This is a genomic window from Prevotella sp. HMSC077E09 (assembly GCF_001814685.1).
Classification (GTDB): domain Bacteria; phylum Bacteroidota; class Bacteroidia; order Bacteroidales; family Bacteroidaceae; genus Prevotella; species Prevotella oris.
The window spans coordinates 17,642-28,747 of the sequence record NZ_KV817587.1 but is presented as its reverse complement, the minus strand read 5'-3'; the positions used below and the strand labels follow the sequence as shown (position 1 = coordinate 28,747).

Below are 11,106 nucleotides of genomic sequence, written 5' to 3'. Positions count from 1 at the left end.
TTTTTCTTTCTCAACTGGTGGCTGTTGGCATTGCCCATTGGAAAAATTGGAGCGGCTTCACTCTATATCTTCACGCTCTCCATTGGCTATATCTGTCTGCTGATGGCAGGTGTGTGGATGAGTCGATTGCTCAAAAACAATCTGATGGATGATGTGTTCAACACGGAAAATGAAAGCTTCATGCAGGAAACACGGTTGATGGAGAATGAATACTCAATCAATCTTCCCACACGTTTCTATTACAAAAAGAAGTGGAATAAGGGCTGGATTAACGTGGTCAACCCCTTTCGTGCCTCGATGGTGCTCGGTACGCCCGGTTCGGGTAAGTCGTATGCTATTGTGAACAACTATATCAAGCAGCAGATAGAGAAAGGCTTTGCCATGTATATTTACGACTACAAGTTCCCGGATTTGTCAGAGATAGCCTACAATCATTTGCTTAACCATTTGGACGCCTACAAGGTAAAACCGCAGTTCTTTGTGATAAACTTCGACGACCCACGCAAGAGCCATCGCTGCAATCCCATCAATCCTGCCTTTATGACGGACATATCGGACGCTTACGAGAGTGCCTACACTATTATGCTCAACCTTAATCGTTCATGGATTCAGAAGCAGGGAGATTTCTTTGTTGAGTCGCCGATTATATTGCTTGCAGCCATCATCTGGTTTCTGAAAATCTATGAGAACGGCAAGTATTGCACCTTTCCCCATGCCATCGAATTCCTGAACCGTCCGTACGCACAGATATTTCCGATACTTACTTCCTACGATGAGCTTGCCAACTACCTTTCTCCCTTTATGGATGCTTGGGAGGGCGGAGCGCAAGACCAGTTGCAGGGACAAATTGCCAGTGCCAAGATACCGCTTTCACGTATGATTTCGCCGGCTCTCTATTGGGTAATGACAGGTGATGATTTCTCGCTCGACATCAATAATCCCAACGAGCCGAAGGTGTTGGTCGTGGGAAATAATCCCGACCGCCAGAATATCTACTCAGCAGCACTCGGACTTTACAACAGCCGTATCGTGAAACTCATCAACAAGAAAAAGCAACTCAAATCATCTGTGATTATCGACGAGTTGCCGACCATCTATTTCCGTGGGCTTGACAACCTCATTGCCACAGCCCGTAGTAACAAGGTTGCCGTGTGTCTGGGCTTTCAAGACTTCTCGCAGCTTACCCGCGATTATGGGGATAAGGAAAGCAAGGTGATACAAAACACAGTGGGCAATGTGTTCAGTGGGCAAGTGGTAGGTGAAACTGCCAAGACTCTCTCCGAACGCTTCGGCAAGGTGCTTCAACAACGGCAGTCTATGACAATCAACCGTAATGATAAATCCACCTCTATCTCGACCCAGATGGATAGTCTTATCCCTGCATCGAAAATCAGCAACCTCACACAGGGTATGTTCGTAGGTGCAGTGTCCGACAACTTTGACGAACGCATTGACCAAAAGATTTTCCATGCTGAAATAGTGGTGGATAGTGCTAAAGTCTCTGCCGAAATGAAGCAATACCAGTCCATTCCTGAAATCAATGCGTTTCAAAACGAAGATGGCTCCGATAATCTCAAAGAGACTATCGAAGCCAACTATAAATGTGTTAAGCGAGAAATAATTGTTTTGATTGAAAAAGAAATAAAAAGGATAAAAGAAGATCCTTCTCTTTGTCATCTTATAAAAGAATGAGATGCAATGTCTTTATGTCATTCAAAAACTATATTTCATCTTTGCCCATATTTCAGAATTTCTGTCATACATTTGAAACTTGCCTTTGTCGGCATGGAAGTAATCATAGCCGGCGGTGAGTTCGATTTGGTCGTTCAAGGCATAGGATGCAGAGAAGCGGTTGAAAACGCCGCCATTGGTTACGTCAATATAGGCGAATGTTGAAAGTTTCAGCATATTCCGCAGCAGTTCTTTCGATATTCTTGCCGTGGCAAGGCCGGCATTACGATAAACGGAAAGACCGTCAAGGTTCCCCGCCGTATATTTGTGGCAGTATTGTGCACTGAAGTTCCAATCGTTGCCCGGATACCAGTCCACACCGGCAAGGATATTGTACGTATTTCGGCATACTACGTCTTTTCCCACACCTCTGCTTTGCGCTTCATCGAAATAGCAAGCAGCCTCGCCGCGAAGGACAATCTGTCCGACAGGCAGAGAGCAGTCGGCTCCGAGCATCGTCATCCGGCGGTATTCCCCTTTGGCTAAAAGCGACTTTCCATCGTCGGACACAGCAAGGGAAAGAGCAGGCATCTTGTTCCACGTCCGCAGGGCACTCAGAGAAAAATCAATCCCGCTGAGATTGGTCGTTATCCGCCCGCCGTACTCCATATTCCGAAGTCTTTTCTCCGGTTTGCCACTTTCCAAATCTATGGTATAGGGAAGAGGGGCTGACGGCAGAGTCAGTGCCCACGGATTGCGTCGGTCGGTGGGAAGGATGAAGAAATCCGCCACGGGATTACATATCGCCTCGAATGTTACCGAATGCCACGTGTATCTTGCATGCAAGGCATTGACGGGCATACGGATGTCATCGTAGTCCTGCGCAAGGAACTCGGTATAGTCGAACGGCGACACGCAGTCCGTAACGCGCAATGCGTCTGCCACTCCCCATACCACAATCTGCCGCCCCACCCGAAGGTCAAGGTTTCCTTTGGTGTATGCAAGATATGCCTCACGCAGTTCCAGTCCCGTGCGGTCTTTCAGTACGCCGTTGTAGGTAGCGTTCATGGAAACAAAAAGGGAAGCTGCTCCTTTTTCAAGTTTCACCTCTCCGCGCGCTCGGGTTCTCGAAGCCATCCAGTCGTTCCTGCCTTCTGTCCTGACGGCATGGTATGTGTCGAGGAAGCCTTTTACCTGAACACGCAAGGCGTTGTCATCCGTTTCTTCCTCTTGCATATATTCCGTATCAGCAGAATCATTCTCCACCGTCAGCGTATCAATCTGGGCAAATGCCTGTGCCGAGAATATCGGCACAAGCAACAGCGTCCATAATCGCAGTATTTTCATGGTCAGAGTCCTTTTTCCAGTTTGGAGACAGTGAAGAGATTGGGCGCAACCTTGACGTTGAACCGCTGGTTGTCCATCTTGATGATGGTCTTATGCCCCGTCTGTACATTCTCCATCTGCATGAGGTGCATCGTCCAGAATCCCTGCACTTTATTTATATTCGGAATGGTAAGGCTGCGATGCAGTTTATTGAGCTTATCGTAGTATTCCGCCTTAATAACCATCAGACAGTCCTGCCTGATCCATGTGATGCGCTTTGAGTATATTTCTCCCTTGTCCTTAGGCACGGACTGCACCACCCAGCATTTGTGTCCGCTTACCACTTCCTCACGCAGCAGCGTGTGTGTTTCCTCGTCCACGCTGCGTGTACTCATGTCGTCGTATGTAAAATCGCTGCCCATGAAGTAATCGGTCTTCGATGACTTTCCACTAATGCGCCTTGTCTTTTTCATGGCAGGGAGATAGAGCCATTTGTCGTCTGTCTTGCCGGGATTGTCATAGTCCCAAGTGAGAAATCCCGTGCCCTTCACGTCGCCGGGATAGGTGAAGAACATGATTTTCTTTGTGTCCTTACCTTCGTCCATTGCCCACGATTCAATTTTTCGCACACGCTTATGCCCACTTTTTTGAATAAGTGTCATTTCCACGGTGGCATAGCGTGTATCGCCATCGGCACGGTTCTTTACCTTTTGCATAATGTCTCTTCCGGTGAGACCAGCTGCTTGTGCAACACTCATTGTCATCAAGGCAATAAGGGATAAAATAAAATGTCTTGTTTTCATTTTCTTTATATTTTATGATTGAATATTTTAACCTTACTTGTTTGTTTAACTATTTGTTTTTGAACCTTTTTCCTTTCCGAACACCCGCAAATATTTGAAAAGTATCGGCGTGAGGAACAAGTCTGCCAACAATGCCGACACCATACCTGCTACAGCCAGCAAGCCCCAGTTCTTCGTCTGCGTGGCGTCCGACGACATGAAGCCGGCAAATGTAGCCGAGATGATGACCGTTGACATCACGATGGCCAGTCCCTCCGTGCGGAAAGTCTTGCGGATAGCCATGTTATAGTCATTATAACGATTATGCGCCACATGGCAATGGTTGATGAAGTGGATGGTGTCATCGACGGCGATACCCAAAACCATAGGAATGAGCGAGGCTGTCATCATGTCGAGCGGATAGCCCAGCCAGCCCATCATGCCGCCTACGATGATGGCGGGGGCGATGTTGGGTATCATTCCCACCAGTCCCACCTTCCAACTTCTGAACAGGAGTATGAGTATCACGCCAATGACCAGCACCGAGAGCAGCATCGACCACATCTGTCCACGCTCCACATACTGCTGCATCACCGTAAACTGCGGTATATTGCCCACTACCGATACATGTGCGCCGGGGAAGAGCTTGCGTGCTTCGGTTTGGAGCAAATCCATTTCTTTTTCCGCCTCGTTGGAGTTGTAGCTCTTCAACTCGATTTGCAGGCGTAGCCGCTGATAGTCATAGTCCATCCAGTATTCCGACTCCGTACCTCCGGCATTCTCATAGAGCAGCAAGAGCTGAGCCACCATGTCGGCATTGTCGGGAATGCGATATTCCTTCAGATTGTTGCCGTTGAGCGTGCAGTTCATGTCTTTCACAATGTCCGTGACGGAATTGTGCCGCTTGGTGAGCGGGTAGCTTTCCGTGGTGGTTGCCAGTTGGTCGAGTTTTTTCAAGTTCTCGGGCTTCTTCGCGTCGTCGGCATGCGGCAGTGTAATCATCAGGTCGTAGGAGTACATGCTTCCTAATTCCGTGTCGCAGAGGTCGAGGAATTTCTTTACATATTCCACCTTCCGTCCCATAGTCTTCTCAATGTCGAATGCCGGCTCGATGGAGAACATGCCGATGCCGCAAAAAAGCGTGATGGCTACCGAGACAATGAATATCGGGCGGTGGCGACGCAGGATGAAACTACCAAACTGCTCAAACCGTCCGCCGACGTATCCTTCGAGACTCTTAGATACGTCTATGCTTGGCTTGCGGTCTTTTCCGAATGAGAGTATTACAGGGGTAACAATCAGACAGGTAATCAATACCGAAAGCAGGCACAGCGAGGTGTTCACGCCGATAGCCTGCATGGGGACTATCTTCATAGATAGGAAAGTCATCATAGCCGCTATGGTTGTCAATCCCGACAGCAAAACACCCCATCCGGTTTCGCCTACGGCATCGGTGATGGAAGCCTTGCGCCTGCCTGTTTCCACAAACCGCGTCTTGAAGAAGTTGTACAGATGGATGTTGTAGGCAATGGAACAGGCAAAGGCCAGTATGACCGCTATCATGGCGGTAGTCATATCTATATACAGTCCGGTCCAGCCTATCACACCAAAACTTATCAGAAGACCAAACACCGACGTGAGCAACGGGGCGATGACTCCCCGCAATGAACGGGTTACGACAATCATCACCACAATGGAAACAAGGAAAGCTATGAGGAACAGCCGCCCCATTTCATGTTTCAGATAAACCACTTTTTCGTAGCTCAGATAGGGCATTCCTGCGGCAGCAGGCGACAGCTTCGCGTATTTCGCCTTGCCGATGATGTGCCCGGCTTCCTTGCCCGTGAGCATATCCGGGGCAATATCGCTCGTTTTCTTCCATACGCTATCCTCCGGGAAGGGACGCAGCTTCACCATGATCCATGTCATCGTACCGTCCTTCGACACCAGTTTCTTTGAGAGATAGGGCTTGCTGTATGCCTTGCGTCTGATTTCCTTTAGCGAAGCCTCATCCGAAGGTATCTCGTCGGGCACTATCTGCTCGATGGTCATTCCCTCCTCAGTGCCGACGGTAAATTCAAGGTCGGTGAGCGATGTAACCTTGTCGGCATACGACAGGCTGTCCTTCAGCTCCTCGCTCAACTCACGGATAAGTGTCAGGCTGCGCTTGGAGAAGACGTCCTTGTTCTTCACTAATACCGCCACGTAGTAGTCGTTGCCGAAGATGGACTTGAACTCGTTTGTCTTGAGCAACATCGGGTCATCGCTCACGAAATAGTCGTCGAACGATGTTTTCATGACGATGCGCTTTGTACCCACGAACGAGAAAGCGATAAGCAGGGCAAACAGCCCCATTACCAACAGTCGGTGGCGTAATATCCACACCGCCAACTGCCTGAATTTTCTGTTGATGTTTTCGATTTTCATTGCTATTTATTTTTCATTATTGTTTTCCTGTTGCAGTTTTACCATCCGTGCAAATTCTCCACCTTTAGCCATGAGGTCTTCGGGCGTGCCCTGCTCGATAACCGTTCCGCCACCGAGCACCACGATGTGGTTGGCATTGCGGACGGTGCGCATGCGGTGAGCGATAATGATGACGGTCTTACCCTGCACCAGTTCGGAGATGCCCGCCTGAATCTTTGTCTCGTTCTCGGCATCAAGGCTGGCGGTGGCTTCGTCCAAGAGAATGACGGGAGCGTCTTTCAGAAGCGCACGGGCAATGGAGATACGCTGTCGCTCGCCACCTGAAAGGGTTTCGCCGTTCTCGCCGATAACGGTGTCGTATCCCTGCGGCATACGGCTGATGAAGTCGTCGCACTGTGCCAGTTGTGCCACACGCCGCACTTCCTCGTCGGTGGCATCACGCTTACCGATGCGAATATTGTCGGAAACGGAAGCATTGAAAAGCAACACGTCCTGAAACACCACGGCATAGTTGCGAAGCAGCGTCTCGGGGTCGATGTGAGCGATGTCGTTTCCGCCTAATAGAATCTTTCCACCGTCAATGTCCCAGAAGCGTGCGGCAAGTTTGGCAGTAGTGCTCTTTCCTCCTCCCGACGGACCGACAAGTGCCGTTACTTCTCCCTGCTTTGCTGTAAAGGAAACATTGTGCAATACTTGCTTTTCGGTTTCGTAGGCAAAGCTCACGTTGCGGAACTCGATGTCGTAATTATCCATTTTTACCTCCTTGCTTCCCTCCTGCTCCGGCATCGCCTCCATTTCCTTCATGCGATTGATGCGCACATCGAGGAAAGCAAGGATGGCGAGGTTGTTGCACACGTCCTGAATAGGATTATAGACCATTGCCGAAACAAGGAGAAATGCCAGATAAATAAAGATTGACACCTCGCCTCTTTGCAACAACCATGCGCCAGTGATAATGACAGTAGGCATACCCAATTTTAATATCATAGCAGAAAGATTAACAAAAACACCTGCTACAAGTTCATGGTTGACCAATTCTTTTTCATAATCTTTCAACCTCTTATCAAAACTTTGGTTATAAGCCTTTTCTCCGCAATACGATTTGATTTCCTGTACACATTCCAATCCTTCCTGTACTTGCTCGGTAACCCCACGTTTCACATGATATAGGTGTACAAATGCTTTGTCCAGCAGATGTCTTGCCAAGAGCAAAGTTGCCAGAGCCATCGGCACCACCCAAAAGAGGGCGACAGCCAGTCGCCAGTCGTAGAAGAACAGGCTTACGGCTATGATGAACATGCTCAGCACCGATGCGAACAATTGGGGTACTGCATGAGAAAATATTTGCTCCAATGAGGTGCAGTCTTCCATAATGGTAGAAGTCAGGTCGGAAAGGTTACGCTCGCCGAAGAATGCTAACGGCAGACGGCGCAGTTTCTCTGCCAAACTGATGCGGCGTTGCGCACTCTCGTTATAGATGGTGGTATAGGTGCTGTCATACTGCCACCGGGCGATGAAGAACATCATGCCCATCAACACCACTGCCAACAATATATAAAACCACAATGTGTGTTGGTCGGTGCCAACTTCCAAGTATTCCATGAGGAAGAGGAAGAGGTAAGTGGGTGGCAACATCAGCGCAAGGTTGAGTAGCGTTGAGAAGATGATACCTCTGCGCAAGTCCTTTGCCCCTTTGTCCGAAAGGGTGAAACGGTTTTGAAAATATCTAATCATCTTGGTGTCTCCTTTGATTGGTTATAGTTTCCATGCCACTGCTTTCTGATATTCGTTCCACATCGTGTGATAGCGTCCCTGCAGGGTCATCAGTTCCTCGTGCGTTCCTTGTTCGGCTATCTGCCCATTGTCCACCACCACGATGCTGTCGGCATTCTGCACGGTGGTCAGTCGGTGAGCTATCATGAGGACGGTCTTGCTGTGAGTGAGGTGTGCCAGAGCCTTTCGGATAAGATGCTCGTTCTCAGGGTCGGCAAAGGCGGTAGCCTCATCAAGCACCACGATGGGTGCATCTTTCAGAATGGCACGCGCAAGGACGATGCGTTGCTGTTCACCACCGGAGAGGTAAGTGCCCTCCGCTCCAATGACCGTATCCAAACCTTGGGGCAGTCGGTCGATGATTTCACGGCTTTGCGAGAGGTCTATCGCCCGGTCTATCTGTTCTGCCGTTGCTTCGGGATTACCATAGCGTAGGTTCTCCAAGAGCGAGGTCTTGAACAGGCGGGTATTTTGGAATACAAACGACACGCTGCGCATCAGTTGCGACTTATCCATCTGCCGGACATCCACTCCGCCGATGCTCACACTTCCCTCACACACATCCCAAAAGCGGGGAATGAGCCGTGCTATGGTTGTCTTTCCGCTGCCCGAAGACCCAACGAGTGCCACCGTCTGCCCCTCGGGAATGGTGAGGCTGAGGTGGCTGACGGCATCCTTTTCCGCGCCGTCGTATCTGAACGAGACTTCCTCAAAACAAATGTCGCAGGCTTGTGGCATCCGGGGCGTGCCGCTCTCGGGCAGCGGAGCAGTATCGGTGAGTTTCTCCAATCTGTCCACCGCCTCATTGGCAAGGAATAGATTCTGACTGAGATACATCATCTTCATCACATTGGTTGCGATGACCGGTGTGATGACGATAAAGAGAATGAGGTCGGCCACGATGATCGCCACGCTTCCCCCATGCCCAATCAGGATGATACCTACCGGTACGAGGACGAAGGCAAAGGCGTTGATGGCAACGGTATAGGCCGACATAGGCGACCGCCACATCAGCGTGTACTGGATGACAAGGTCGCGATAGCGGATGATGCTGTCGTGGAACCGCTTGAACGAGAAGACCGTCTGCTGGAAAACCTTTACTACCGGAATGCCACGGACATACTCCACCGCCTCGCCGCTCATCTTCTCCTGTGCATCGAGATACATCCGCTGGAAATCGTTGTTCTTGGGATTCATCATATAGCCCATGATGCCGAAGGCACAGATGATTGGCAGCATGGCTGCCAAGCCCAATTGCCAATCGACCGTCAGCAGTAGCACCATGACGCCAACGGGGGCAACGATGCTCCCCGCCACATCGGGCAGGATGTGCGCCACGAAGGTGTGGGTCTGCGCTGAGTCCTCGTCAATGATTTTGCGCATACGTCCCGTGTTCTGCGTGTCGAAGAATCCAAGTGGCACGCGCATGAGTCGCTGCATTGCCTTGCGACGCATGTTGGTTTCGATGCGGAACGCAGCAAGATGCGAGAACATGAGTGCAGCAAAGTAGAGCAGCACGTTTGCCACCGACACGATGAAGGCGGCAAGGGCATAGTCCCATACGGGTGCATCGGCGAGACTGCCCTCCGCGGTGAGCAGCGTGCGCACCACAAGCCACAAAAGAACGAACGGGACGAGCGAGAGCAGTCCGTTGACTGCCGACAGCCCGACGGAGCAGGGCAGCAACCACTTGCGCCCTCCCATGTAAGCTCCTAATCGTTTGAGTGTTTTGAACATATCATGATTGTTTTTTTGAATGTTATCCTATGGTTTCATCAGCTCTTTCCAACCTGCCGTTCCAAAGGTGATGTACTGCATGAGTGCTTGTTTGACTTCCTCCTCACTATATTCCTCGTGTTCCACCAATTCGCAGAAGAGAGTCGTCCAAGCCGAACTGGTGAGATGAATCAGAAATGGAGAGATGTTGGTGTTGATGTGTGGGTATCGTTCTTTCATCAGTCGGAGGTATTCCATGCCGACCTTCATTTGGTGATCAATGATTTTGTTTTTATACCCCTCCAACGAAGTTCCCTCGGCATTGAACAGCAACAGGCGCAGTTCGGGGCGGAACTGCTTGACAAGAGTGAGCATCGCCATGATGTGATTGATTTGCTGTTGCCGCAAATCGAACACGTCGAGCGAGAGAAATTCCTCATCATTATGCGAGAGGATATAGCGGTCAAGCGCGGTCAGCAATGGTTGCAATACCGCACAAAACAGTGTATCCTTACTGTCAAAATAATGATACAGGTTTCCCACAGTCACGCCAGCCTTACGCGCCACGTTTCTAATGCACGTACGCTGCACACCATTTTTGATAAACTCTCTATGGGCAACTTGCAATATGCGTTGCTTTATGTCTGTCTTCAATGTCTGCATAGTCAAATTTTAAGGAAAGGGAATATAATTCATTCATATCGCATGGGTAATCGGTGAGAATACGGTATCTTCAGAACTCCAGTTCCAGACCGATCATCACTTCCTCCGGAGCAAAGTGGATCCCAAAGCCGTCATTGCCGATTTCCCGCTCCTCACCTGTGAAATAGTTTTTCCGATAGCCCGCAAACCCCATGCGCATACAGAGGCACAGTCCTTTTGTCAGGTCCACGCATGCGCCCGGACGCAGTCCTATCTCGAAGCCGTGGTGCTTATCTGTTTTGTTCGGATCGGTTGGAGAGATGTAGTTGTAGCCGATGCCACCGTCTAAGTAGAGGTTGAACGGGCCTTTGTGAAGATAATAGTAGCGCGCGAAAGGCGAAATTTTAAGGGTGTGTGTCTTTTCGCGCTCATTATCGCCACGCTCGGAGTTGAAGGCATAACCCAACATGATGCCCGCGGCCCACGTTTCATTGAAGTGCCAGCCTATCTCGGGGCAGAACTGCAAAGTGGTGGCTTTGGTTTTCGTGTTGTTCCAATAAGTAACGGCACCGCCTATGAACAATCCCTCTTCATGATCGTCTTCTTGAAAAGCCGAAGTGTGTTGCTCTTGCGTCCGGCCGATGAGTGGAACGAGTGATAGGATAAATATAAATAGCTGTTTTTTCATTATCAAAAAGTTTATTGATAGCTATAAGAAAAGTGAACGCCGTTCAATCTGACAGGTTAAAAAACGCACTTATCATTTTGA

General features: G+C 49.7%; 8 protein-coding genes. 1 reads left to right on the top strand and 7 read right to left on the bottom strand.

The window, feature by feature from the left end:
- Positions 1–1,692: conjugal transfer protein MobC (gene mobC / locus HMPREF2983_RS11135; RefSeq protein ID WP_246829401.1), on the top strand; the 1,692-nt coding region annotated here is incomplete at its 5' end.
- Between the two features lie 21 nt (positions 1,693–1,713).
- On the opposite strand, the gene HMPREF2983_RS11130 is transcribed toward mobC, so the two are convergent.
- The 7 genes from HMPREF2983_RS11130 to HMPREF2983_RS11100 all read right to left on the bottom strand — a co-directional run bounded on the left by HMPREF2983_RS11130 (position 1,714) and on the right by HMPREF2983_RS11100 (position 11,025).
- The gene (locus tag HMPREF2983_RS11130; RefSeq protein ID WP_025068430.1) at positions 1,714–3,018 is read right to left on the bottom strand and encodes a DUF1302 family protein; all 1,305 of its coding nucleotides are present in this window, start codon (positions 3,016–3,018) and stop codon (positions 1,714–1,716) included.
- 2 nt (positions 3,019–3,020) lie between these two features.
- Positions 3,021–3,800, bottom strand: coding sequence for an outer membrane lipoprotein-sorting protein (locus HMPREF2983_RS11125; protein WP_070668418.1), 780 nt, complete (start codon positions 3,798–3,800; stop codon positions 3,021–3,023).
- A gap of 45 nt (positions 3,801–3,845) precedes the next feature.
- Entirely contained in the window at positions 3,846–6,206 is a 2,361-nt protein-coding gene (locus tag HMPREF2983_RS11120; protein WP_025065559.1) for an efflux RND transporter permease subunit, read from the bottom strand.
- Positions 6,207–6,212: 6 nt separating this feature from the next.
- Positions 6,213–7,940, bottom strand: coding sequence for an ABC transporter ATP-binding protein (locus tag HMPREF2983_RS11115; protein ID WP_070668415.1), 1,728 nt, complete (start codon positions 7,938–7,940; stop codon positions 6,213–6,215).
- A gap of 21 nt (positions 7,941–7,961) precedes the next feature.
- A complete protein-coding gene (locus tag HMPREF2983_RS11110) occupies positions 7,962–9,716 on the bottom strand; it encodes an ABC transporter ATP-binding protein (protein ID WP_025065558.1) in 1,755 nt (584 codons plus the stop codon).
- 27 nt (positions 9,717–9,743) lie between these two features.
- The gene (locus HMPREF2983_RS11105; RefSeq protein WP_004362761.1) at positions 9,744–10,358 is read right to left on the bottom strand and encodes a TetR/AcrR family transcriptional regulator; all 615 of its coding nucleotides are present in this window, start codon (positions 10,356–10,358) and stop codon (positions 9,744–9,746) included.
- Positions 10,359–10,428: 70 nt separating this feature from the next.
- Positions 10,429–11,025 (bottom strand): outer membrane beta-barrel protein, encoded by a 597-nt coding sequence (locus tag HMPREF2983_RS11100; protein WP_029216625.1) that lies wholly within the window; start codon positions 11,023–11,025, stop codon positions 10,429–10,431.
- Positions 11,026–11,106 lie beyond the last annotated feature (81 nt).

Excerpts from the sequence above, each read along its gene's own strand:
- HMPREF2983_RS11120 (WP_025065559.1), bottom strand. The coding sequence starts at position 6,206 with ATGAAAATCGAAAACATCAACAGAAAATTCAGGCAGTTGGCGGTGTGG.
- HMPREF2983_RS11110 (WP_025065558.1), bottom strand. The coding sequence starts at position 9,716 with ATGTTCAAAACACTCAAACGATTAGGAGCTTACATGGGAGGGCGCAAG.
- HMPREF2983_RS11115 (WP_070668415.1), bottom strand. The coding sequence starts at position 7,940 with ATGATTAGATATTTTCAAAACCGTTTCACCCTTTCGGACAAAGGGGCA.
- HMPREF2983_RS11100 (WP_029216625.1), bottom strand. The coding sequence starts at position 11,025 with ATGAAAAAACAGCTATTTATATTTATCCTATCACTCGTTCCACTCATC.
- HMPREF2983_RS11125 (WP_070668418.1), bottom strand. The coding sequence starts at position 3,800 with ATGAAAACAAGACATTTTATTTTATCCCTTATTGCCTTGATGACAATG.
- HMPREF2983_RS11105 (WP_004362761.1), bottom strand. The coding sequence starts at position 10,358 with ATGCAGACATTGAAGACAGACATAAAGCAACGCATATTGCAAGTTGCC.
- HMPREF2983_RS11130 (WP_025068430.1), bottom strand. The coding sequence starts at position 3,018 with ATGAAAATACTGCGATTATGGACGCTGTTGCTTGTGCCGATATTCTCG.